General features: G+C 42.7%; 20 protein-coding genes. 12 read left to right on the top strand and 8 right to left on the bottom strand.

The window, feature by feature from the left end; translation table 11 throughout:
• Positions 1-77: 77 nt before the first annotated feature.
• The 4 genes from ACVCDT_RS03910 to ACVCDT_RS03895 all read left to right on the top strand — a co-directional run bounded on the left by ACVCDT_RS03910 (position 78) and on the right by ACVCDT_RS03895 (position 6,887).
• Positions 78-965 carry a LysR family transcriptional regulator gene (locus ACVCDT_RS03910; protein WP_447131446.1) on the top strand — a complete coding sequence of 296 codons (888 nt, stop codon included), beginning with the start codon at positions 78-80 and terminating at the stop codon, positions 963-965.
• A gap of 174 nt (positions 966-1,139) precedes the next feature.
• Positions 1,140-2,528 (top strand): efflux transporter outer membrane subunit, encoded by a 1,389-nt coding sequence (locus ACVCDT_RS03905; RefSeq protein ID WP_447131445.1) that lies wholly within the window; start codon positions 1,140-1,142, stop codon positions 2,526-2,528.
• Positions 2,521-3,816: an efflux RND transporter periplasmic adaptor subunit gene (locus tag ACVCDT_RS03900; RefSeq protein WP_447131444.1), complete on the top strand. Its 1,296-nt coding sequence runs from the start codon at positions 2,521-2,523 to the stop codon at positions 3,814-3,816. The genes ACVCDT_RS03905 and ACVCDT_RS03900 overlap by 8 nt, the downstream gene beginning before the upstream one ends.
• A complete protein-coding gene (locus tag ACVCDT_RS03895) occupies positions 3,813-6,887 on the top strand; it encodes an efflux RND transporter permease subunit (protein WP_447131443.1) in 3,075 nt (1,024 codons plus the stop codon). Before ACVCDT_RS03900 ends, ACVCDT_RS03895 begins: the two co-directional genes overlap by 4 nt.
• 106 nt (positions 6,888-6,993) lie before the next feature.
• On the opposite strand, the gene ACVCDT_RS03890 is transcribed toward ACVCDT_RS03895, so the two are convergent.
• The 3 genes from ACVCDT_RS03890 to ACVCDT_RS03880 form a co-directional block, all read right to left on the bottom strand.
• Positions 6,994-8,340 carry an extracellular catalytic domain type 2 short-chain-length polyhydroxyalkanoate depolymerase gene (locus tag ACVCDT_RS03890; RefSeq protein ID WP_447131442.1) on the bottom strand — a complete coding sequence of 449 codons (1,347 nt, stop codon included), beginning with the start codon at positions 8,338-8,340 and terminating at the stop codon, positions 6,994-6,996.
• Positions 8,341-8,412: 72 nt separating this feature from the next.
• Positions 8,413-8,667 (bottom strand): Ig-like domain-containing protein, encoded by a 255-nt coding sequence (locus tag ACVCDT_RS03885; RefSeq protein WP_447131441.1) that lies wholly within the window; start codon positions 8,665-8,667, stop codon positions 8,413-8,415.
• Positions 8,643-8,972, bottom strand: a complete 330-nt coding sequence (locus ACVCDT_RS03880) for a hypothetical protein (RefSeq protein WP_447131440.1) — start codon at positions 8,970-8,972, stop codon at positions 8,643-8,645. The genes ACVCDT_RS03885 and ACVCDT_RS03880 overlap by 25 nt, the downstream gene beginning before the upstream one ends.
• Positions 8,973-9,223: 251 nt before the next feature.
• Here ACVCDT_RS03880 and ACVCDT_RS03875 point away from each other — a divergent pair, with 251 nt between their 5' ends.
• A complete protein-coding gene (locus ACVCDT_RS03875; RefSeq protein WP_447131439.1) occupies positions 9,224-10,522 on the top strand; it encodes a cystathionine gamma-synthase family protein in 1,299 nt (432 codons plus the stop codon).
• 86 nt (positions 10,523-10,608) lie between these two features.
• On the opposite strand, the gene ACVCDT_RS03870 is transcribed toward ACVCDT_RS03875, so the two are convergent.
• The 3 genes from ACVCDT_RS03870 to ACVCDT_RS03860 are packed head-to-tail and all read right to left on the bottom strand — an operon-like array spanning position 10,609 to position 12,369.
• Positions 10,609-11,130, bottom strand: coding sequence for a CC0125/CC1285 family lipoprotein (locus ACVCDT_RS03870; protein WP_447131438.1), 522 nt, complete (start codon positions 11,128-11,130; stop codon positions 10,609-10,611).
• 16 nt (positions 11,131-11,146) lie between these two features.
• Positions 11,147-11,884 carry an anti-sigma factor gene (locus ACVCDT_RS03865; RefSeq protein ID WP_447131437.1) on the bottom strand — a complete coding sequence of 246 codons (738 nt, stop codon included), beginning with the start codon at positions 11,882-11,884 and terminating at the stop codon, positions 11,147-11,149.
• Positions 11,881-12,369, bottom strand: a complete 489-nt coding sequence (locus tag ACVCDT_RS03860; protein WP_447131436.1) for an RNA polymerase sigma factor — start codon at positions 12,367-12,369, stop codon at positions 11,881-11,883. The genes ACVCDT_RS03865 and ACVCDT_RS03860 overlap by 4 nt, the downstream gene beginning before the upstream one ends.
• 130 nt (positions 12,370-12,499) lie before the next feature.
• Here ACVCDT_RS03860 and ACVCDT_RS03855 point away from each other — a divergent pair, with 130 nt between their 5' ends.
• Positions 12,500-13,825: a S8 family serine peptidase gene (locus tag ACVCDT_RS03855; RefSeq protein WP_447131435.1), complete on the top strand. Its 1,326-nt coding sequence runs from the start codon at positions 12,500-12,502 to the stop codon at positions 13,823-13,825.
• Here ACVCDT_RS03855 and ACVCDT_RS03850 read toward each other — a convergent pair whose 3' ends face one another.
• Both ACVCDT_RS03850 and ACVCDT_RS03845 read right to left on the bottom strand, forming a co-directional pair.
• Entirely contained in the window at positions 13,826-14,755 is a 930-nt protein-coding gene (locus ACVCDT_RS03850; protein ID WP_447131434.1) for a surface lipoprotein assembly modifier, read from the bottom strand.
• Positions 14,756-14,823: 68 nt separating this feature from the next.
• Positions 14,824-15,648, bottom strand: coding sequence for a prolipoprotein diacylglyceryl transferase (locus tag ACVCDT_RS03845; RefSeq protein WP_447131433.1), 825 nt, complete (start codon positions 15,646-15,648; stop codon positions 14,824-14,826).
• Positions 15,649-15,891: 243 nt separating this feature from the next.
• Here ACVCDT_RS03845 and ACVCDT_RS03840 point away from each other — a divergent pair, with 243 nt between their 5' ends.
• From ACVCDT_RS03840 to ACVCDT_RS03815, 6 genes are all read left to right on the top strand, one after another.
• Positions 15,892-17,184 carry a M24 family metallopeptidase gene (locus ACVCDT_RS03840; RefSeq protein WP_447131432.1) on the top strand — a complete coding sequence of 431 codons (1,293 nt, stop codon included), beginning with the start codon at positions 15,892-15,894 and terminating at the stop codon, positions 17,182-17,184.
• A gap of 29 nt (positions 17,185-17,213) precedes the next feature.
• Complete coding sequence (locus ACVCDT_RS03835) at positions 17,214-18,938, top strand: DUF885 domain-containing protein (protein WP_447131431.1); 1,725 nt, start codon at positions 17,214-17,216, stop codon at positions 18,936-18,938.
• Positions 18,922-19,590: a GDSL-type esterase/lipase family protein gene (locus ACVCDT_RS03830; protein WP_447131430.1), complete on the top strand. Its 669-nt coding sequence runs from the start codon at positions 18,922-18,924 to the stop codon at positions 19,588-19,590. Before ACVCDT_RS03835 ends, ACVCDT_RS03830 begins: the two co-directional genes overlap by 17 nt.
• Positions 19,591-19,747: 157 nt before the next feature.
• Complete coding sequence (locus ACVCDT_RS03825; RefSeq protein ID WP_447131429.1) at positions 19,748-21,376, top strand: TldD/PmbA family protein; 1,629 nt, start codon at positions 19,748-19,750, stop codon at positions 21,374-21,376.
• Positions 21,377-21,402: 26 nt separating this feature from the next.
• Positions 21,403-22,746: a TldD/PmbA family protein gene (locus ACVCDT_RS03820; RefSeq protein ID WP_447131428.1), complete on the top strand. Its 1,344-nt coding sequence runs from the start codon at positions 21,403-21,405 to the stop codon at positions 22,744-22,746.
• Positions 22,747-22,797: 51 nt separating this feature from the next.
• Positions 22,798-23,505 (top strand): DUF4159 domain-containing protein, encoded by a 708-nt coding sequence (locus ACVCDT_RS03815; RefSeq protein WP_447131671.1) that lies wholly within the window; start codon positions 22,798-22,800, stop codon positions 23,503-23,505.
• The last annotated feature ends 111 nt before the right edge of the window (positions 23,506-23,616 follow it).

The raw sequence follows: 23,616 nt of genomic DNA, 5'->3' as shown, positions 1-23,616 counted from the left end.
CAGTGTAGAAAACCAATAGCATTACGTGAAATTATCATTAATAATTAAAATAATAATTTTTTGTTATCAAGATAGAGATGTTAAATCCAACCTGGCTTAAAACATTTGTGACTCTGGTGGATACTGGGCACTTTACTCAAACCGCTGAAAAGCTATTTATGACTCAGCCTGGAGTTAGCCAACATATTAATAAGCTTGAACAAGCATGTGGCCATAAATTAATTAAGCGCGATAAAAAATCTTTTTTAGTGAGTGAACAAGGACATATAGTTTACCACTACGCCAAAACCTTAGCGGCTAACGAAAATGCCCTGTTAGAGCAGCTGGCCTTTGATGATCCTGTTGCGGGTCAATGCAGCCTGGCTTGCTCTGGCGCATTAGCTTTGCTGCTCTACCCGCACCTGTTAAGCTTACAAGTGGCGCACCCTAATTTAATCATCAAACTTAAAGCCGCTCCCAATCGGCAGATCTTAAATGAAGTAAAAGCCGGTGACATAGACCAAGGAATAGTAACAGATATACCTAATTCAGGCTTATTTGATGTGGAGCAAATTGGCCAAGAAGAATTGTGTTTAGTGTTACCAGCCTCTGCCGACATCCAAATGCCTGCAGCTCAGTTGTTGTTGCAAACCGGGCTAATTTCTCACCCTGATGCCGAGCATTATTTATCTATGTACTTAGTTAAATGCCAGACCCCAGATTTACAACTACTGGATATGCACAAGGTACCTATTGCTGGCTTCATCAATCAAATTGGACAAATTTTACAACCTGTAGCAAAAGGCTTAGGTTTTACCCTGTTACCCAGAAGTGTGATCAACAGCTTTGCTCAACCACAAAATTTGCAAATACTGCCAGCTACCAAGCCCGTATTAGAAAACCTATATCTGGTGAAAAAAAAGCAGCGTATTTTGCCAGCTCGTTACGCCACTTTGAACGCCCTAATTTTGCAACATTGCCATTAATTCTTGGCCTCTAATGGCTAACTCTGACTAAGCGTTATCACCGTTTGAATGGCATCCTAAGACTTTGCCTAAGTGATTAAAATTTAATAAAAAACCGCAACTGTAAATCTTCTGTAAAGTCACTTCATTTAAATAAAATTCAATATATAGTGGCGCTTCACTAAGGGAGAGATCGTGCGTAAATTCAGTTACCTTTTTATTGCAATTAGTTTATCTGCTTGCCAAGCCAAGATGTCATTTCCAAGCGCGGATATGGATCAGCATGCACCAGCAAACTGGATTGCCCAGCCACAATTAGACCAGCAAGCACAGTCTTCAGACAGTTGGTACCAAAGTTATGCTAATCCAGAGCTAGATGCTTTAATTACACGTGCTCTAAGCCATAACCCCGAGCTACAAAAACAAGCCTTGGCGGTTAAGATTGCCGAAAAACAATTAGATAATCAGCAAGCACAACTTTGGCCTACTTTAGGATTAAATATCAATGCCTCGCGTAGTCAGTCTCAAACAAGTCTAAGCAGTGGCCACGGTGTGAGTTTATCGGGCAGTTACGAGATTGACCTTTGGGGTAAATTAGGGGCACAAGCCCAAGCGCAAGCTTACCAGTTATTAGCCAGCCAAGCTCAATACCAACAAGCCAAACAAAGCTTAATAGGCGAAGTCTTTAGCTTGTACACCCAAATTCTAGAGGCTAAGGCTTTACTTGCTTTGTTTGAACAACGTGCCAAAAACGCTGAGCAAAGCCAAATGATAATAGAGTCTGGCTATCAACAAGGATTAAATAGCGCACTAGATGTGTACTTAGCTCGCAACCAACTGCACTCAGATCGCGCTAAGGTAACGGCACAACTACAAACAACAAAAAACCTAACTCGCCAACTTGAAAAAGCACTAGGTTTTTATCCCGAAAGTGCCTTATCTTTTAACCAAAACATGCCAACACTTAGTGATGACTTAAGCACTGGCCTGCCCGCCGATATTGCTAAAAATAACCCTAAAGTCAAAATGGCCTGGTTAAACATGTTGCAAGCCAATGAATTAGTAGCTGTGGCACATAAACAGCGTTTTCCAAGCTTTACCTTAACCAGTAGCCTAGGTAAATCTTCAGAAGATATCAGCCAATTGTTTTCATCAGATCTTATTTGGTCTGTGGTGGGAAGTGTAGTTACCCCATTATTTAACGCAGGCAAACTTGCTAACAACCAAGATATTGCCGACTTTACTGCACAACAAGCAGAGTTAGATTACTTAGATACCCTACGCGAGGTGTTTTTCTCGGTTGAAAATGCGCTGTATTTAGAGAGTAATTTAGCCACCAGAATTCACGACTTTGCCACAGCCAAGGACAATGCTCAGGCTGCAGAACAACTCGCCTTTGAGCAATATCAAAAAGGCTTAGTGGATTACACCACAGTGCTAGAGGCGCAAACCCGAGCTGTAGATGCACAAAGTAGCCTAATTCAGCTGCAAAGCGAATTAATCACCAACCGTATCAACCTGCACTTGGCCTTAGGTAGCGGTTTTAACTTTTTGACCAGTGAAAAAATGGACGCTAATGAATAAATTACATAAACGCTGGATCCCAGCAATTATTATCCTTTGTAGTGTGGGCATAGTCTTGTATGTCACCTCAAATCCGCCCAAGACTGAGCGACGTTCAGCCGGTGCTGGCACCCAAGTTATGGTCGAGGTCAGTGAAATTGTGCCGCGCCGTTATCAAGTTATGCTTGATAGTTTTGGGGTAGTCCAGCCACGCACACAAAGTGTATTAGTTGCACAAGTAAGTGGCCAGATTATAAAAGTAAGTGAGCAATTTAGAGATGGCGGCTTTTTTGAAAAAGGAGAACCTTTGGTATGGCTTGATGATCGCGACTTTAAAGCCGAATCATTGATTGCCCAAGCCAATGTATCTAGTGCCCAACAAGCGCTTCTCGAAGAACAAGCCAAAGCTGAGCAAGCCTTAATAGATTGGAAACGTTTAGGTAATGGCGCTAAACCTAATTCTTTGGTGCTACGTGAACCCCAATTGGCTGCCGCCCAAGCCAGTTTATTGTCTGCTCAGGCGCAAAAACAAAAAGCCGATTTAGCCCTTGAGCGCGCCACCATTAGAGCACCTTATGCAGGACGCATTCTAAAAACTCAGGCTAATTTGGGCCAGGTAGTCAGTTCTAATGCGAGTTTGGCCAGCATTTATGCCATTGATAACGTAGAAGTTCGCTTACCTATTAATAATAGCGACTTAGCATTAATTGATTTACCTGTTGAGTATCGCGACCAACAAAACAGCGCTGTGAATGCTAAGGTTTATTTATATTCAGATTTAGTAGGTGAGCAAAAGTGGTTAGCTAAATTAGTTCGTACTGAGGGCGCCATAGATGCCAGCACCCAACAACTATATGCAGTAGCGCAAATAGAAGACCCTTACAGCCGCAACAACAGTGATTCGGTGCCAGTAAAAATTGGCCAATACGTAAATGCTCGCTTAGAAGGCAAAACCTTAGATAATGCCATAGTGATCCCCAATAGTGCCATTTATCAAGGCAGCTATGTTTATACAGTCAGTAACAATACCCTGCTGCGCCAAGACATTAACATTAGATGGCAAAACAACAGCGAAGCCATCATTAGCCAAGGCTTACAAGCTGGCGATACTTTAGTGCTAACTCCTATGGGTCAAGTGAGTTCTGGCACTAGAGTTCAAATAGCCGAGCCTAAAGATACCAGTAACCAAATCCAAATTGGCAGTATGCAAAAACCTGGGCAGCGAGACAGGTCGAAGGACGCTGATAAACCTAGGCCAGCAAAAGGCAAAGCTTCTCAATCTACTAGCAACACAAGGCCAAACTCATGATCGCTTGGTTTACTCGAAACTCAGTAGCAGCTAACTTGCTGATGGTTAGCATTCTTATGGGGGGATTATTTAGCTTATTTACCCAAATTCCCATTGAGGTCTTTCCTACCTTTGAGTCTGAGCGCATATCGGTTAGCGTAAGTTTACGTGGCGGCGCCCCCGAGGACGTTGAGCAAGGTGTGACTGTGCTGATTGAAGAATCTGTGCAAGATCTTGAAGGAATTAAAAAGATTACTAGTCGTTCGTCTGAAAGTTCAGCTTCAGTCACCATAGAAGTTGACAACGGCTATGATGCCCGTGAGATCCTTGCCGATGTTAAAAGCCGAGTAGATGCCATTAATAACTTTCCAGTTGATGCAGAAAAGCCGGTTATTGCGTTAGCTCAAAGACGTAGAGAAGTGATTGCGGTGACTATTTCTGCGCCTTATAGCGAAAAAGAGATCAAAGAATATGCCGAGCAAGTACGCGACGAATTACTGTTAATTGATGGGGTCACCCAAGTTGATTTAGATGGGGTGCGAGATTACGAAATTAGCATAGAAGTCAGCCAAGCTAAATTGCAACAATACCAACTTACAATTAACCAAATTTCCAACTTAATTGACAATGCCAGTGCTGATTTGTCGGCTGGCAACCTAAAAACCTCAGGTGGCGATGTACTGATCCGCACCAAAGGTCAGGCATACCATAAAGACCAATTTATCAACATTCCTATTCTTACCGATGTGAATGGCTCTGTGGTGCGCTTAAAAGACATAGCCACTATCACAGATGGTTTTGAAGAAACGCCGGTAAGAACCCGATTTAATGGCAAACAAGCAGCCTTTTTAGATGTGTATCGCATAGGTCAACAAAGTGCCATTGAAGTGGCCGATCAAGTCAAAGCCTACATCAATCAAAAGCAAGCCAGCTTGCCTGTGGGCTTTGAATTATCCTATTGGGATGATGATTCAGAAGTGGTAAAAAGTCGTATCGCCACACTGACTTCTAATGCCATTCAAGGTGGTATTTTAGTGTTGTTATTACTGACCTTATTCTTACGCCCTTCTATCGCATTTTTTGTATTTATTGGCATTCCTGTGTGCTTTTTAGGGGCCTTTATGTTTATGCCTGTGATGGGCGTTACCATTAATATTATGAGCTTGTTTGGCTTTATCTTGGTATTAGGCATAGTAGTAGACGATGCCATAGTCACAGGGGAAAACATTTACACTCACTTAAAAACCGCCACCAGCAGTGAAGAAGCAGCCATTAACGGCACTAAAGAAGTGGCAACCCCTGTGACCTTTGGGATATTAACCACAGTGGCGGCATTTTTACCTTTAGCCTTTATTGAAGGCAACCGTGGGCCAATTTTTGCGCAAATTCCTTTTGTGGTTATCCCTGTGTTATTGCTGTCTTTAGTTGAGTCTAAATTTGTACTGCCAGCGCACCTTAAAAACATTAAATTACGTCAGCAAAAAAGTTCGATGAATGGATTTGAGCGTTTTCAACAACGCTTTGCTGATGGCTTTGAAAAAGCCATCATGACTTATTATCAACCTATCCTAAATAAAGCCTTAAAAAACAAAATGACCACCTTAAGCATCTTTGTGGCGGTATTTGTGATTATTTCAGCGCTAATAACCAGTGGCTGGACCAAGTTTGTATTTTTCCCACGCATTCCAAGCGAAACGGTAAGAGCAAACTTAACTATGCCTACAGGCACACCTTTCGAAATAACCAATTTATACATCACTCGTATGACAGACAAAGCCATTGAGCTGCAAAACAAGTACGTTGACGATGTGACTGGGGAAAAGGTCATTACTAATATACTCTCAACTACAGGTGGCCGGGGTGGTAATACCAATGTTGGTGGGGTGCGCTTTGAGTTAATGCCGCCAGAAAAACGAACCCTAGACATTACCTCAGCACAATTAGTTAGAGAATGGCGACGTTTAATTGGCTCAGTTCCAGGCGCTGAATTACTCACCTTTAGAGCAGAAATAGGCCGCTCGTCTGACCCTATAGACATTCAACTAAGTGCAAAATCTCTCACCACGTTAAATCAGTTAGCCGAGCAAGTGAAAAAGCGCTTAGCCACCTACCCTACAGTGTTTGAAATAGCCGACAGTTTATCTGATGGTAAAGAAGAACTACGCATAGAGCTGACCGAAACAGGTAAGGTTTTAGGCTTCACCCGTATTGGCATATCGCAACAAGTACGTAATGCTTTTTTTGGTTCACAAGTGCAACGTATTCAACGTGGCAGTGATGATGTACGAGTTATGGTGCGCTTACCTCTGTCAGAACGCAGCTCCTTGTCCACCTTAAAAGACATACTAGTGCAAACACCCACTGGTGATAAAGTGCCGCTTTCTCATGTAGCAGAGCTGATCCCTAACAAGAGTCCTTCTACTATCTATCGCATCGACCGCTTTAGAACTGTGAGTGTGACCGCAGACGTAGATAAAACCAATACTAATATGACGGTTCTGCAACAAGACATTTCAGACTATTTAGCCGACTTAGTGAAACAATATCCTGGGGTAAAATACAGTCTTGAAGGCGAAGCCAAAGAGCAGCGCGAATCTTTTGGATCATTAGGCTGGGCCCTAATATTTGTATTTTTTATTATTTACTGTTTATTGGCTATCCCATTTAAGTCTTACTTACAGCCCTTAATCGTCATGAGTGTTATTCCTTTTGGCATGATAGGCGCAGTAATGGGGCATTGGCTAATGGGCATGGATCTCACCATATTCAGCTTACTGGGCATGTTAGCCCTGATTGGGGTAGTGGTGAATGACTCACTGGTATTAGTTGACTATATCAACAAAAAACGCGCTCAGGGCATGGCCTTGCTCGACGCTGCCACCACTGCTGGGGCGGCGCGCTTTAGACCAGTTATGCTAACTTCTTTAACCACTTTCATTGGTTTAATGCCTTTGTTATTCGAAAAATCCACTCAAGCACAATTTTTAATTCCAATGGCCATATCTCTAGGTTTTGGCATTTTGTTTGCTACCTTTATTACCCTGATTTTAGTGCCAGTGAATTATATGTTGCTAGAGAAAGTAAGAAGCTAAAAGACACAGCCAAAACCTATATCAGCAGCTTTTGGCAACTTTGCCTCAATAAAAACGCCCAACTCTAAGTTGGGCGTTTTTGTTTGGCTAACAAAATAAACAATAACTAAGGAATGCCAGGCACAGACACTGCAAATTGTTTTGATGGTTTACCCTCACCTAAATCAGCCCCAACCGCAACCACTTGATAATAAAAAGTTGAACCAATAGGCTGCTGAAAATCAAAACTTGGCTCAACAATAAGATCACTAGATACTAAAAAGTAAGGACCATTTGATTCCTTGGCTTGATAGACAGCATAACCTTGCACTCCCGCTTGAGCGTCCCAACCTATTTGTATGTGTCCCGTACTTGGTAAACTTATGCTTAAATTTTCAGGTGCATCGGGGGCTGGTGCTTGTTCATCATTGGCAGTGAGCCTATTGATCATTTGCATTACTACATCCATTTGATTACCTAAACGCTTGGCATAATTTGGGTCATCATATCCCCACCAATCCCAACAGCCATTGCCATTACCTTGCTCTAAGCTAGCCGTGGCCTGGGGATACAATACAACAATATTATTTCGTTCGGCCCAATCGTTATAACCCGCCCGCTCAACAAAGGTGGTACCAATTCGATCTGCGCTTTGCAGGCAACCGTGTAAGGCAAGATGTAATTTGCACTTAGGTAATTTCCCACTTTTTCCTCTAGGGGTTTCGCAACTTTGGGGAATATAAGCATAACCAGTTTCAGCTAACCCATGAGAATTGGGGTTGGCTATAAAACTACTTTGATCAAAGGCAATTAAGCGCCCGCTAAGTTCAGTATTTTTTGGTGGCTTAATACGCTTATAACTAAAAGCTAGTAACTGCCCTGCAGCATCAAAACCGCAGTTATTGATAAAATGATCCTCGCTGTTACTGCTCTTGCCTAAATATGCACAGGGGTAACCAAAATCATCGGTAGGCATTGAATGCTCACCACCGATATTATTCACATACTTTAGATTGTCAGGCTTAATATATGCTTGGTAATAATTTACCAAACTATCACTTGCAGCTTGTAGTACCACTGAATCAGCTGCGCTTGAAAATACCCAAACCCTATCATTTTGCATATTAGCAATAGGACTAATATCACCATTGGCGGCAAACTGAGTTGTAATGCTCTGCAACCTAGCTACATCTGGCTTATTGATATCATCAGGCTTCATGCAACGTGTAAGCGCAATAGAAAGATTGTTTTCGGCACAATAAAATGGTCCACCAGCGATGATGGCCGCTGCTGAAAATCTATTGCTATACGCAGTATGTAGCTGTTGAGCCATATAAGCGCCACTTGAAATTCCCGAAACAGTCACTTCATTTGTAGGAATATTTAATGCTGGCAAGGCTTCTTGGCTATATACAATTTTGCTCCCCAAGAGCGAAACTAAGGTCAGCCCAACAGCTTTAGAAATACTAGACATGCAATTACCCTTTAAAGTGGTAGACCAGTCAATTTACGCCTTGTATGGATTTTAACCAACTGTACTTTAGTGCTATGCCTGCCGTTTTCCTAATAATCTAGATAACCACATTTGCAAACGCCTAGTGAATCTTATACATAAATTTGCTTCAGGCTCAACAGTTACACTAATAACAGCCGCTTTACTGCTGTTACCAGCTTCATCTGTTACCACTAGTTGAAACTGGTATTCACCTGCACGAGTTAAGCCTTTTACCCATAAAAGTGGTTCTGCACTGCTATAGGCTTGATTAAGGGTTAACTTTATGGGGCTTTTATTAAGGTCCATGTAAACCTATTTAACTTGCCACCTATATCAATAGAGCGCTTGCCACTAAGGGCAAAGTCTTTACCAAAGCCAACCCTATCTGGTGCGTCAATAACGGCAGTAGGCGCGGTATCATCGGCTATCACTATTTTAACCGTTGTTGGATTCGACTGGTTGCCAGAATCATCTGTCACCACTAACTGAAATTCATAAGAGCCAGTGGCGAGAGGGTTTTGTGAGTCTATGGTCACGTTTAATAGAGCGTCAGGTGCTGACGCGGCTATCTCTTGATTAACGGCGAGATCTGATGAGCTAATAGTAGGCATAAGGGCTCTCACGGTAATTAACTTGAAACCTGAGATTAGTCACACATGTGCCGCTTCGCAAGCTCCTAACCCAATGCAAAAAGCACCTTAGTTAATATCCGCATCTATTTACACTAGTTGCCCGCGACATTTTAGTTGCAGCTGTGTACTTATCTTAAAGCTAAACATAGACTGCTCACATAAAGATTGGTTGACTAGGCACAAGATGCCCTTGTCTCTCACAGCATAATAATTAAAACGAGATTAGCTCCATGACAAAATCTAGAAATTACAAAAAAAACGCCATTGGTGAACACCAACTCAAACCCGAAACCTTAATGATGTCTTATGGTTACGACCCACAATTTTCAGAAGGCTCAGTCAAACCACCGGTTTTTCTCACCTCAACTTTTGCCTATCAAACTCCAGAAGAAGGGGAAGAGTTTTTTGATATTATGGCAGGTCGTAAACCCGCTCCCGAAGGCAGTGTGGGCGGCTTGATATATAGCCGTTTTAATCATCCTAATGTAGAAATTATTGAAGACCGTTTGGCCGTATTTGAAGGCTCAGAAAGCGCGGTGGTATGTTCAAGTGGTATGGGCGCCATTAGCGCCATTCTATTAGCCTATTTGCGCCCTGGAGATGTGATAGTACAAAGTGCGCCTCTTTATGGCGGAACCGAAACCCTTATTCGTAAGTTTTTGCCTGAATTTAATATTAAAACCAGCGAGTTTCACAATGGGCTAGATGAATCCGCTATGTTAGTTGCCATGCGAGAGGCCACTAAAAAAGGCCGTGTTGCTATGGTATTTGTAGAATCGCCAGCTAACCCCACCAATTCATTGGTGGATTTTGCCGCCTTAAATCGTGTATTAGATACTATTGAGTCAGAAACAGGGCACCGCCCAATAAGCGTGTGCGACAATACTTTGATGGGGCCGGTATTTCAGCAAGCCGTGCCACAAGGTATAGATATGGCTATGTATTCACTGACTAAATATGTGGGTGGACACAGTGATTTAGTTGCCGGTGCAGTTTGCGGTAGCCGCGATATGTTACGTCCAGTTAGGGCTACGCGTGGCGCCATAGGCTTAAACTTAGATCCACACACTAGCTGGATGATTTCGCGCTCCTTAGAAACCTTAAGTATTCGTATGCAACGTGCCGCCGATAGTGGCAAAAAAGTGGCCCATTGGTTAGCCCATAATCCTTATTTAGCCGCCAAAGTATTGCATCCTGAGTTTATCACTGATGCTGCTTATCAAGCTGTGTATCAGCGCCAATGTTCTGGGCCAAGTTCAACTTTTTCTTTTGTGTTAGATGTACCCAAAGCCAAAGCTTTTGAGCTAATAAATAATCTATCTATCTTTAAATCGGCTGTAAGTCTAGGCGGCAGCGAAAGCTTAGTTTGCCACCCTGGCAGTACCACCCATTCGGGAGTGCCGGCTGAATTACGTGATAAATTTGGTGTCACTAATGGACTTATTCGCTTGTCTATTGGCTTAGAACATCCTGAAGATTTAATTGCTGATTTAGATAACGCCTTTAGCCTCACCTTTAATCAAGCTTAGATAATGATTAATGCTATTTAAGTTGGCAACGCCTTACCCCTAATAAAGAGGTAAGGCAAAGAGGTAAGGCGTAGACAGTGACCTAACTATTTTTCGATTTTACTACTCAGGTTGTCGAGCACATCTTGCGCACCATAAACCTCGGCATTGGGTTTAACGCCTTTACCCATACGCACTTCGATAATACTTACCACCTCTTTACGTTGACTATTCATGCCAGTGTTGATGCTCATCGCCACTTCGGTTGAAGGGCGGCTACGAGTTTCACAGCTTAGCAAACCACAATGCCTTTCTACCCGTCGAGATTGGGTCATGCCAATGGCAGATTGAGGTTGTACTTTTTCTGACTCAACAAAGGTTTCTTTGCTGGTCACCACAAACCAATCAAAACCTTGAGCTTGGGTCAATTGAGCAGCACGCAACAAAGCATAATCCGATGCATCAGCCACATTATGACTATAGCTTTTAAACTGCACTCGATAACGGTCATCTGTTATCTTTTGCTCGGAGTAGCCAGCCGAGCCATTTTTGGCTTCTCGAAAATCAGGCTTAGACGCACAACCCGAGATTGTTAGCATTAAAATACATATCAGCGAAAAAGATTTCATCGTTTACTCCTCAATATTAGTTGTTGTTTTGCCAATCTGTTTGTATGGCACTTTGTTCTTGTTGACGATCAAAAGGCGCACCGGCAATCATCTTGTCTATCATTTGGTCAAGCTTATGTTTGCTTGAAGCGGTTTGATACTCAGTTGCATTGGCCACATTAGGTTCATCTGACTGCGCTTTTAACTCCCAACCTGTGGCTCCTTTACACGCAATCTGAGTCGAGCTGTGTACATCTTGTATTAGGTATTGACGACAAAACTGGCCTTGTTGATTGGCAAAACTTAATTGTGCAGTTACAGTCTGACCGCTTTGCAAATCATAAGCCTGACCACTTAAACTGGTATCTAAAACCTTGGCAACCTCAGAGGAAAAACCACTTTGTTGTTTAATCTGCTGTGTATCTAACAAGATAAAACTCGCCACTATTGCCACACCAGCAGCTAAAGCATGAGGCACTTTAAAATCAGCCGTCCATTTTTTCCAGGCAGACATCTGTACAACATTATTGGTTTGTTCAGGATATTTTTGCTGTTTAGCATCTATTTGTTTAGCCAAAGACACTAATATTTCTGGCACTGGGGAATGGTCAATTTGTTTAGCATGCTCAACCACCCATTGGTCTACCTCCGACAGTTCAGCCATACGCATCACTAACTCATCATCAGTTTCAAGGGCAATACGCACCTTTTCCATATCTGCTTGGCTTAACTCTGCGTCTAAAAAGCCAGTCAACATTTCATCCGTTATGCTCATGCGTTTTCTCCTATTTCTTGCCCCTTGACCAAAGTCAATAAACTTTGCCTGGCTCTTGAGAGGCGGCTCATAACAGTGCCTATGGGAATGTCTAAAATGTTTGCCACATCTTTGTACGGCATACCTTGCAATGCCACTAACGACAAAATGGAACGCTGTTCGTTTGGTAGGGTGTCCATAGCCGAGTTAACCTTTGTTAAAATGCTTTTGGATTCGTGTTGTGGATGCAACTCAACCAGCTGCTCTTGTAATTCAGGTGCCTGGGTAGCTTGTTGTCTCACTTTGTTGGCGCGATATTCATCTATCCATAAATTGCGGCATACTTTAAATGCCCATTTCAAAATCTCCACATCTTCGGGAACGCCTTTAGCTAAGATTTTTTCAAAGGTGGCTTGCACCAAATCATCGGCATCTGCATGACTTCCGGTAAGCGAATAGGCAAACCTTCGTAACATAGGTATGATATTTTCAAAAGATTCCTGCATAGTTAATACTCTTGTTTTTACGTATTTGCTAAGTTGACGAACCACTTAGACTTTTATTCCAAAAAAATTGAAATTTATTTCATGTTGAAACGTTAACTGCCTAAGTTAGTCTTTTAATTACGAGGAAACCATGGGAATTTGTAAGCTTACCCTAATGACTCTGTTGGCTTTTAGTCAATTTTCAGCCGCTCAAGTTATTAATACTAAACAACTCCTTAAACCAGTAGATCAGATTACCCGCAGCACAGCAAAAATTGAACAGCGTTTAAAACAAACAATTAATCGGCCACCTTTTGCGCTAAGTAGTTTACCTCCTGCTTCAGAGGTCATTACCTTGCCTCTCGATGCCTTACCTAACACCTTAGCCATAGGCAAAGACTTAACCACCCCTGCGCTGATTGAAGTAGAAGTGGAAAACGGTTGGCGTGCAGTTAAACATCAATGGATGGTGCTTGCTTCAAAAAGCGTAACGCAAAAATTAATCCAACTTGGCGCGCAAATAAATGCCACTGAGTCTTATGCTGCGCTTGGCTTAGAGCTATTACGCTTTACTGTGCCCGATTATTTAGACACCAAAGCCGCTCTTGCTAAACATTTACCTGCTGAATCTATGGCCAGTTTAGGTAGAAATCATATTTACCAAGTACAAACTAGTGGCGATAAGGCGCAACAATCTACCGCCCCAAATAGTCCCGCCAAAGCTATGTGTAATCAACAAGTATCTATTGGCATAATTGACAGCGGCATTGATAACCAGCACAGAGTATTTGCCAAAAGTCGAATTCAACAAAAATCGTTTTTACCTGAAAGCCTCAGCTCACCGACTATTCATGGCAGTGCTGTGGCCAGTGTGTTAATTGGGGCAAGTGACGAGCTTAGCCCCCTGTTACCTAAAGCTGAGCTTTATTCAGCGGCAGTATTTTATCGTCAATCTGAGTTTGCCCAAGGCGCGACCTTACAAGCCATGATAGCAGGGCTCAATTGGCTACTCGAACAGCAAGTTAAAGTTATTAATATGAGTTTATCAGGCCCAGCCAACGCTATGCTTGAACAAATCATTCATGCCGCCACAAAACGCGGAGCCTTTATTGTAGCAGCTGCGGGTAATGAGGGGCCCGCAGCTCCAGCGGTTTATCCGGCTGCTTATCCCCCCGTAATAGCAGTGAGTGCCTTTGATCAGCAGTTACAACCTTATCGCTGGGCTAATCGTGGTGACTATATTGATTTTTCAGCCTTGGGCGTGAATGTATTAAGTGCGCAACCTAACCATAGTGTAGGCAAAGAGTCGGGTACCTCTATGGCCGCACCTGTGGTAGCGGCAGCCCTAGCCTGTATAGTTGCAAAAAATAAAAAGTGGGATACACAAAAAGTTCTTCACTACCTTTTGCAACAAGCAGAGGATCTTGGTGCAAAAGGTAGAGACCCTATTTACGGCGAAGGCGCCATTCGCCCTTAATTAAAAGCTGTAAGTGAGGCCAAGGCTACCAAGAGTTTGCTGATAGGTTTGACTGTCTAATTGAGAATCAAAATCGCCATGTTCTAACTCAGTTTTTAAAGCCAAGTTATCTAACAGGGTTAACTGCCAACTGGCCTCTATTACTCGCCTAGTTTCATCTCTGTCTGTGCTTTCTTCTGTCAATACACTGCTGTGCTCTGTTGTTTGATAGTCTTTTTGTTGCAATCGCAAGCCCAAAGCAAATTTAGTATCAAGCCCAAACAGACCAAACTTATGGCTGACTTTAGTGACTAACCCTAAGCCATTGTATGTAAATTGTTGATCTTGAGCGTCTTCTTGCTCAGCACTTAGCCCCAGCATCAACATAGTATTGGCCCCATTTAAAAAATGGAACAAATCGACTGAGGCACCTACTCCTTTTGCATCACGCTCAGACAATTCGGCAAAGTGCTTTTGTTTAGTTTTTAAACTTGAGCGTAGGTAAGTTTGTGGCTGAATAAAGTACCCTAAATACACACTAACCTGTTGATAATCTAAAAAAGTATCACCAGCCAGTGCCGCCGAAGCGGCATCCGCTCGTATTCCTAGCTCACTTTTACTAAATAAATAACTGCCATCAACCGACAGTTGCTGCAAAGCTAAATCGTACTCAGAAAACTCGCGATATTGTTGTTGGTTATAGGTGTAATTAGCAGTTAACTTAGTATGTTTGGTTGTGCGCCACTCCGCCCCTAAGTTTGCAAACCACTCATATCCGTTATCTCCTTGTGATGAAACATCATCAAGTTCATCCACACTTAAGGCTGAGTTTGCAATCACTCCTGCTCCAGCTTCGCCATTAAATTTTAAGCTAGACTCCGCCATTACTGTGATAGGGGCGCTACTGGCCAATATTAACAAGGCGGTTATTTTATTGAATAGGTGTTTCATAATGATCTCCTACAAGATAAGAAAGAAACGCCGACTTATAGTCGGCGTTAAATGAAGGGAAGGTAAACTTACAGCCCTAAATCTAGGTCGCTGGTAATAGCGTTAGCCACTTCTGCTGCTGTTGCACTTACTACCTCAGCCTTGACTTGCTCACTCACCAGAGTACTAACTTGGTTGTTCACAGTTTGCGTGACAGTGCTTTGCGCTTGGCTACCAATAGACTCAGCTAAGTTGGTATTCACAGACTGTTGAATAACCTGACTAGCTTGAGATGCCAGGTCAAGGTCAGCAATTTGCTGCACATTAGCGGCTAAGTTGTTTGTCAGATCTGCACTATTATCTAGTTCTAAAGCGTTGCTTGTTTCTGGCACTTCTGGCGATTCTTCTGGAGTGGGCTCTGTTACATCTTCAGCTTCGTCTGCAGGTAACTCAGCTTCTGGGCTGTCTACCTCAGGGCTTTCTAACTTAGATTCTGCCGTTTCAAACAAAGACAGCGCGGTAACTGCAGACATGCCATGGCTACTTACCACCTCTGTGGTTTGCCCCAATGTACTGCCCACACGTTGCGTACTATTGGCAACCACCTCTGTATCTAGCTGAGTAAATTGCTCTGCAACGGCTTCTGCGTTGTCATCGGCGCTGTTTTGCGTTTGTTCTTGCTCTGATTGAGTATTGGCATCGGCCTGCACATCAGTGTTGTTTTGTGCCGATGAGTCCGATTGCACTTGGCTATTAGTATTTGTTGATTCAGTATTAGATTGTTGTGAAACCGAAGTCTGATTATTCACACTAGTCTGTTGAGACACAGTAATACCCGCAGCAAAAGTAGCAGTAGAGTATTGTGCTACACCAGCAAGGATCATTAGGTTAAGAGTTTTGTTTAATTTCATCATGTTAATTTCCTATTGTGTTTTGTTAATCTCACTGGGTTAACGGATGGAAAAAACATTTATTCCCAAATACCTTAAAAGAAACTCGAAAGTGAGCTAAATATTTGGGCCTTTTTAAAGAAAAATTAACCTTACAGACACATAAAAACCTAGGTGTCGCGAGATTGCTAAACACCTACAAAAAAGTCACAAATTGTAATAGGCTGTGGCTCACGTTAATTAGGTTCATCGTTTCGAGGCAACCAAATGCAATTCAACAAACGACAATTTTTAAAAGCCAGTGGAGTCGCCTTGGCCTCACTGCCTTTTGCACATTCTGCGCTGGCGTCATCTTCTAAATCTGGCACTAAGCCGCTAGGCGAATTAAAAAATCTAACCACTAATGTAAAGCCCATTTCAGTGACTGAAAGAAAAGCGCGTATTGCCAAGGCTCAGCAGTTAATGCAACAGCACAACATAGCCGCCATAGTATTAGAGCCGGGCGCGGCCATGGATTATTTTAGTGGTATTCAGTGGTGGCGCAGTGAAAGGTTAACCGCTGTGGTGATCCCTCACGAGGGCGAAATAGCCGTAGTCTGTCCGTTTTTTGAAGAGCCTAGCATTAGAGAAAGCTTAGCCTTAGGTGACGATGTGCGTGTTTGGCAAGAACATGAAAGTCCTTTTGAAGCCGTCAAATCTATACTGGCCGATCGTAAAATCACCTCAGGAACCTTAGCCTTTGAAGATTCTGTGCGCTATTTTGTACAGCGCGGCATTATGAGTTTATTACCTGCCATGCAAGACACCAGCGCCGAGCCCATTACTTTGGGTTGTCGTATGTACAAAGACCAACACGAATTACAACTGATGCACAAGGCTAACGAAATCACCTTAACAGCTTATGCGCACGTCTGGTCACAACTTGAATTAGGCATGAGCCAAGGAGATGTGAAAACACTGATGGCCGATGCCCAAGCCAAACTGGGTGGCAGTGGAATTTGGGGCATGGCCTTGTTTAACGAAGCCAGCGCCTATCCCCATGGCACTAAACAACAACAAACCATTCGCGAAGGCTCTATTGTATTAATGGATTGCGGCTGTTCGGTTGAAGGCTATCAATCTGACATTAGTCGTACTTTTGTGTTTGGAGAGCCAAGTAAAAAACAACAAAAAATTTGGAACACTGTACGTAAAGGCCAACAAATTGCGTTTGAAGCCGCCACTTTAGGAACACCGGCAGGCAAAGTAGACGAGGCTGTACGTGCCTATTATGAACAACAAGGTTTAGGACCAGATTATCAATTACCCGGCCTTTCACACCGAACCGGACATGGTATAGGTATGCAAGGTCACGAACCCGTCAACTTTGTGCGTGGAGAAAAACAACCACTACAAGCTGGAATGTGTTTTAGCAATGAACCTGGCATTTACCTGCCCGGAGAGTTTGGTGTGCGTTTAGAAGACTGCGTATACATGACAGAAAAAGGTATGCAATGGTTTACACTGCCTCCTGATTCATTGTCTGAGCCTATTGGCAAACTAGCAAAACTTGCTATTTAATATCCACACAAAAACAACAAGAGAGTGATATGTTTACTAAAGCCTTAACCCTTTTAACGGCCTGCTCATTAAGCTGGCAAGTTCTAGCAGATGCCAATCAAGATCTTAGCCGCATCATAGATCAACACTGGCAACAGGCCCAACAAGAAAAAGTGTTTTTTAGAACCGACCCAGATGGATGGAAGCCCAAAGGCAAGCTAGCAGAATTTACCCCACAAGCCCTAGCCAGAAGACAGGCTTATAATGCAAAAGTGCTAGAGCAGTTACAACTTATTAATCCGCAACAATTAACTGCCGAACAATTAATGAATTATCGTTTATTTAAATATGAACGCGAAACCGAAGCGCTAAGCCACCAGCATCAAGATAAATATTTCCCCATTAACTTCTTAAGTGGTTGGCACACCTATTTTGCCGAAGCGCCAGCCAATATGGCCTTTTTAACCCTTGAAGATTACGATGACTTTTTAATTAGCTTGGCCGACTACCCACGATTTAACCGTGAAAAAATCAACCTAATGAAAGCCGGCATACAAGCGGGATATGTGCATCATTGTGAAAGTTTTAAAAACTACCATCAAACCATTAGCAAGCACATAGTAGATGATCCTAAAACCAGTGCCTTATTTGACCCTTTCACTCGCTTCCCTAGTACCTTTACCTCCAAGCAAAAAAGTGACTACACTCAACAAGCCGTTAAACTCATTCAATCGGCAGTCGTGCCAGCTTACCAAGAGTTTTATGACTTTTTTGTAAATCAATATATGCCTAAGTGTCGTACCGAGCCAGGTATTGCCAGTGTAAAAGGTGGAGCCGAGTATTACGCCTACACAGCCAACTATTACACCACCACAAATGCCACAGCCAAACAAATTCATGAATTAGGCCTTAGCGAAGTGAAGCGCATTCGTGCAGAAATGCAGGCCATTATTGATCAAGTTGGCTTTACAGGCAGTTATGCAGAGTTTTTACAGTTTTTAGCCACCGATCCACAGTTTTATGCCAAAGACCGTCAAGACGTGTTAGAAAAAACCGCTTTCATTACTATGAAAATGTACGGCAAATTACCCAGCTTTTTTAGTCATCTACCACGCAATACTTTTACCATTAAAGGCTCGGCCACTCGCGGTGCTTTTTATATGCCTCCCCCAGACAGTCGTACCCCTGGTACCTACTTTTTAACCTCAGAGCCAGCCCAGCAGCCTCTATATAATTTAGAAGCCTTAAGCTTGCACGAAGCCGTGCCTGGCCACCATTTACAAAATGCCGTGGCCATGGAGCTAGAAGTGCCAGAATTTAGACGGACTTTAAGTCATTCTGCCTTTGGTGAAGGTTGGGGCTTATACTCTGAACGTTTAGGTAAAGAAGCCGGCTTTTACCAAGACCCATACAGCGACTTTGGGCGCTTAGGTTACGAAATGTGGCGTGCCGTGCGTTTAGTGGTAGATACTGGCATACACGCTTTTGGCTGGAGCCGTCAACAAGCTATTGATTATTTGGCCCAGCACACAGCCTTAACCCAAAAGTCGGTAGAAGATCAAATCGACCGTTACATTTCTTGGCCGGCACAAGCCTTGTCGTACAAAATGGGCGAAATTAAAATCCGTGAATTACGTGCTAAAGCTGAACAAGCCTTAGGCAACCAATTCGATATTCGGCGTTTTCACGATACTGTGATAGGTCAAGGTTCATTACCTATGGCTGTGCTAGAAGATGTCATAAACGATTGGATCATCAGTGAGCAAGCCAAGTAACCAAACACCTCTTGCGCTTATTCCCTGTAAAAGTGAAGAAGACTGGTGGCTAGCACGCCACCAGCAAAAGCTAAGTGAAAAACAACAACTTGAACAGCCTTTAGATTTACTGTTTTTAGGCGACTCCATCACCCACGCCTGGGAAGTTGAAGGCGCTGAGGTTTGGCAACAAGACTTAGCGCATTTGACTAAATTTAACTTAGGTTTTGCCGGAGATAGAACCGAACAGCTGTTATGGCGAATTCAGCATGGCCAAATAGAGCAGCTCAACCCTAAGTTTTGTATAGTATTAATTGGCACCAACAATGCTGGGCATAGGTTAGATCCACCCAAGGAGATAGTGTTAGGCATACAAGCCATAGTATCAGAACTACAACTACGCCTACCCCAAAGCCAGTTGGTACTTATGGCGCTGCTTCCACGTAGCCGAAACCCCAATAAACCCATGCGTCAACGCATTGATGCCACTAACTTGTTATTACAAAATTGGGCAAAAACCCAGCCATTAATATGGCTAGATATCAATCAAAAATTCTTAGATAAAAATGGCCGCTTAGACGAAATTTATATGCCAGACTTATTGCATTTAAGTGCCAAATCTTATGCCCTTTGGGGCCAGGCCATTCTTGACCTAATAGAAAAAAATAACTAATAAAAACAATAAATTAAATAATTAACACAAGAGTATGTAACGACTTGTTACTTATTCTTTCGAAATAGTTAACAAGTATCTATTGAGACTTAATTAATAATTGCCATACACTGGTTAATTACCAATAAAAAATTCAGCTACGACAGAGGAATAGATCATGCAAAGACGCGATTTTATGAAAATGGGTGGAGCAGGTATGGGCGCGCTAATGCTGCCTGTATCAGGTATTGCCATATCCGCCGAACAACTCTTAGATAAACCCATGGACGTGGCGTACAAAAAAAAGCTAGCAGACATTGCCTTAAATGCAGCAAAAGCTAAAGGAGCTAGCTACGCCGATGCACGTATTGGCCGCTACTTAAACCAATTTGTTACCACGAGAGAAACCCGTGTTGAAAACATTGTTAACACAGAATCAGCAGGTATAGGGGTACGTGTTATTGCAAATGGTACTTGGGGTTTTGCGTCTACTTCTAACATGACTCCAGATAGCGTAGCAAAAACCGCAGAGCGTGCAGTGGCGGTAGCCTTAGCCAACTCGAAATTTCAAACAGATCCAGTGAAATTAGCGCCAGTAAAAGGTGTAGGTGAGGTTAGTTGGCAAACTCCTATAACAAAAAACGCCATGGAAGTGCCCATTCAAGATAAAGTCGATTTGTTGTTAGCAGCCAATGCCGCTGCGATGAAAAATGGGGCAAACTTTATTTCTTCTCGTTTATTTTTAGTGAATGAACAAAAGTATTTTGCCTCTACCGATGGCTCTTATATCGACCAAGATGTGCATAGATTATGGGCGCCCTTTACGGCCACAGCTGTGGGTAAAAGCGGTTTTAAACAGCGCAGTGGTTTAGGCAACCCAGTGGGCATGGGTTTCGAATACCTTGATGGTCTTGAAAAAGATAAAATCAAAATAACTGGGGCCAATGTTGGTTATAAAAACTCTTACGACATAGTTGAAGATGCCGCAGCAGCGGGCAAACAACTACAAGAGAAACTCAAAGCCAAATCAGTTGAACCGGGCAAATATGACCTAGTGTTAGATCCTGCCCATTTGATGTTAACCATTCATGAATCTGTCGGTCACCCATTAGAATTAGACCGAGTATTAGGTTACGAAGCCAACTATGCAGGCACCAGTTTTGCCACTTTAGATAAGTGGAAAAGTGGTACCTTCCAATATGGCTCAGATATTGTGAATTTGTTTGCCGATAAAACTCAACCAAATTCATTAGGTAATGTGGCCTATGATGATGAGGGCGTGAAAACCAAAGAGTGGGACTTGGTCAAAGACGGTATATTAGTGAATTACCAAGCAACTCGCGATCAAGTACATATGATCGATCAAAACGAATCGCATGGTTGTAGTTATTCACAAAGCTGGCGTGATGTGCAATTTCAGCGCATGCCGAATGTATCGCTTAAACCAAACAAACAAGATATTTCTGCCGATGATGTAATTAAAGACGTCGAAAAAGGCATTTACATTGCCGGTCGAGGGTCGTTTTCTATTGACCAACAAAGATACAACTTCCAATTTGGTGGTCAGCTATTTTATGAAATTAAAGACGGCAAAATTGTCGATCAAATTGAAGATGTGGCATATCAATCAAACACCCAAGAGTTTTGGAATAGCTGTTCACAGTTAGCGGGTAAATCTGACTATCGTGTGGGTGGTTCGTTCTTTGATGGTAAAGGCCAGCCTTCACAGGTCAGTGCAGTTTCTCATGGTTGTCCAACAACGCGATTTGACAACATTAACGTTATCAACACTGCGCGAAATGTGTAAGTCGGTTACAAGAAGGAATAACAATTATGACAATTTTATCTGAACAACACGCTAAAGAATTACTTAGCAAAGTCATCAAACACTCAAAAGCTGATGAAATAGAGTGCAATTTAAATGGAGACGTAGGCGGTAATATTCGTTATGCGCGCAACACAGTGTCTACCGCTGGTGAAGAAAGTGATTTAGTTTTAGTGGTGCAATCGACTTTTGGTAAACGTACAGGTGTAGCAACCATCAACGAATTTGACGATGCCTCGTTAGAAAAAGTGGTGCGTCGCTCTGAAGAGTTAGCCAAACTTGCGCCAGAAAATGAAGAGCATATGCCAGTTTTTGGGCCACAAAAATACCTATCTTCTAATACTTACTTTGATTCAACAGCAAAAGTCACCCCGGACTTTAGAGCCAAAGCTGCAGATGACAGTATTACCCCATCGAAAAAGAACAAATTAGTGGCTGCTGGCTTTTTAGAAGAATTTGTAAGTTTTCGCGCCATAATGAACAATAAGGGTTTGTTTGCATACAACAAAAGCACTGAAGCCGATTTCTCAGTCACTATTCGTACCGAAGACGGCACAGGCTCAGGTTGGGTCACGCGTAATGTCAGCGACATCAAAGATTTAGACACTGCCAAAGCCTCAAGTATTGCCATACAAAAAGCCAAAGGCTCAGTGGGTGCAAAAGCCATGGAGCCGGGTAAATACACAGTTATTCTAGAGCCGGCGGCCAGTGTAGGTTTGTTGGGCAATATGATGAACAACTTTAATCAGCGTAGTGCCGACGAAGGCCGCAGCTTTTTAAGTTACAAAACAAAAGATGGCGAAGATCCTGAAAAGGCGCCTAAAAATAAACTAGGTCAAAAAATGTTTGACGAGCGCGTCAACATTTATTCAGATCCACAGCATCCTATCGCCCCGAGCGCCCCTTTTGGCGCTGATGGTTACCCGCGCAATCGTACTGATTGGATAAAAAACGGCACTGTTGTAAATATGCCTAATTCGCCTTATTGGGCGAAAAAAACTGGGGTAGATTATGTACCTAGTGGTGGCAATATCATCATGGAAGGTGGCAATGAATCGCTAGAAGATATGATTAAAAATACCCGACGCGGCATTTTGGTTACACGTCTTTGGTATATTCGTTCACTCGACCCTCAAACCTTGTTATATACAGGTTTAACCCGCGACGGCACCTTTTATATTGAAAACGGTAAAATTAAATATCCTATTAAAAACTTCCGTTTTAACGAAAGTCCAATAGTGATGTTGAACAATATCGAAGCCTTGGGCAAGCCTCAGCGAATTAATGGCAATATGATCCCGCCTATGAAAATCAGAGACTTTACCTTTAGTAGTTTATCTGACGCGGTATAAGCTTGTGGCCACACATAGTCAAGATGATTGTGTGTGGCTGATTGCACTTTGATGAAAGATTTAACCCGTCGCCACTTTATTCGCTCTAGTTGTGCTATGGCAGTTTGTGCTGCCCTGCCCATGGCTGTGCGTGCACAAAGTGCTGACTACGACTTTTATTTTACTCGGCTAAGTTATGAGTCGGGCAATTGGGAAGTCGACGAACGTATGCCAGCCAACGTACTTAACTCGCTGATTGAATACACTAGTTTACGGGTGGATTTACAAGAACGAGTGATCCCCCTATCTGATCCCAGCATGTTAAACGCGCCTTTTTGTTATATGGCGGGACATAGGTTGGTACAGTTTAATCAACAAGAAAAACAAAACTTTCAACGCTACGTGGAAAACGGCGGATTTGTGTTTGTGGATGATTGCAATCACGATATTGATGGAATGTTTGCTCGCACTTTTGAAGCACAAATGGCCGAGATTTTTGGCGATGATGCATTAAAAAAAATCCCCAATGATCATCCGCTGTATTCGTGTTTTTTTGAATTTGACGGGCCGCCACGTACTTCCATTGAGTTAAATGGTTGGGGTGATGATTTAGTCCATGAATATCTAAAGGCCATAGAAATTAACGGGCGCATAGCTGTGTTATACAGCAACAAAGATCTTGGCTGTGAATGGGATTACGATTTTAGAAACAAACGTTGGTTAAAGGTAGATAACACTAAGTTTGCAGTGAATATTGTCATTTACGCTATGACGGCCTAATCGCCATTACCAGCAGAAAACTAGCAGAAAACTAGCAGAAAACTAGCAGGCAAAGATACAATAGAATTTATGGAACTAAGCGCATTAAGAGCCTGTGGCGAATAAGCTTTT

This window comes from Paraglaciecola aestuariivivens, from assembly GCF_052983255.1.
This window is presented reverse-complemented; position numbering and strand designations above follow the sequence as displayed.

Excerpts from the sequence above, each read along its gene's own strand:
- ACVCDT_RS03850 (WP_447131434.1), bottom strand. The coding sequence starts at position 14,755 with ATGAAACACCTATTCAATAAAATAACCGCCTTGTTAATATTGGCCAGT.
- ACVCDT_RS03840 (WP_447131432.1), top strand. The coding sequence starts at position 15,892 with ATGCAATTCAACAAACGACAATTTTTAAAAGCCAGTGGAGTCGCCTTG.
- ACVCDT_RS03855 (WP_447131435.1), top strand. The coding sequence starts at position 12,500 with ATGGGAATTTGTAAGCTTACCCTAATGACTCTGTTGGCTTTTAGTCAA.
- ACVCDT_RS03870 (WP_447131438.1), bottom strand. The coding sequence starts at position 11,130 with ATGAAATCTTTTTCGCTGATATGTATTTTAATGCTAACAATCTCGGGT.
- ACVCDT_RS03825 (WP_447131429.1), top strand. The coding sequence starts at position 19,748 with ATGCAAAGACGCGATTTTATGAAAATGGGTGGAGCAGGTATGGGCGCG.
- ACVCDT_RS03885 (WP_447131441.1), bottom strand. The coding sequence starts at position 8,667 with ATGGACCTTAATAAAAGCCCCATAAAGTTAACCCTTAATCAAGCCTAT.
- ACVCDT_RS03845 (WP_447131433.1), bottom strand. The coding sequence starts at position 15,648 with ATGATGAAATTAAACAAAACTCTTAACCTAATGATCCTTGCTGGTGTA.
- ACVCDT_RS03880 (WP_447131440.1), bottom strand. The coding sequence starts at position 8,972 with ATGCCTACTATTAGCTCATCAGATCTCGCCGTTAATCAAGAGATAGCC.
- ACVCDT_RS03875 (WP_447131439.1), top strand. The coding sequence starts at position 9,224 with ATGACAAAATCTAGAAATTACAAAAAAAACGCCATTGGTGAACACCAA.
- ACVCDT_RS03895 (WP_447131443.1), top strand. The coding sequence starts at position 3,813 with ATGATCGCTTGGTTTACTCGAAACTCAGTAGCAGCTAACTTGCTGATG.
- ACVCDT_RS03890 (WP_447131442.1), bottom strand. The coding sequence starts at position 8,340 with ATGTCTAGTATTTCTAAAGCTGTTGGGCTGACCTTAGTTTCGCTCTTG.
- ACVCDT_RS03865 (WP_447131437.1), bottom strand. The coding sequence starts at position 11,884 with ATGAGCATAACGGATGAAATGTTGACTGGCTTTTTAGACGCAGAGTTA.
- ACVCDT_RS03900 (WP_447131444.1), top strand. The coding sequence starts at position 2,521 with ATGAATAAATTACATAAACGCTGGATCCCAGCAATTATTATCCTTTGT.
- ACVCDT_RS03815 (WP_447131671.1), top strand. The coding sequence starts at position 22,798 with ATGAAAGATTTAACCCGTCGCCACTTTATTCGCTCTAGTTGTGCTATG.
- ACVCDT_RS03860 (WP_447131436.1), bottom strand. The coding sequence starts at position 12,369 with ATGCAGGAATCTTTTGAAAATATCATACCTATGTTACGAAGGTTTGCC.
- ACVCDT_RS03820 (WP_447131428.1), top strand. The coding sequence starts at position 21,403 with ATGACAATTTTATCTGAACAACACGCTAAAGAATTACTTAGCAAAGTC.
- ACVCDT_RS03910 (WP_447131446.1), top strand. The coding sequence starts at position 78 with ATGTTAAATCCAACCTGGCTTAAAACATTTGTGACTCTGGTGGATACT.
- ACVCDT_RS03835 (WP_447131431.1), top strand. The coding sequence starts at position 17,214 with ATGTTTACTAAAGCCTTAACCCTTTTAACGGCCTGCTCATTAAGCTGG.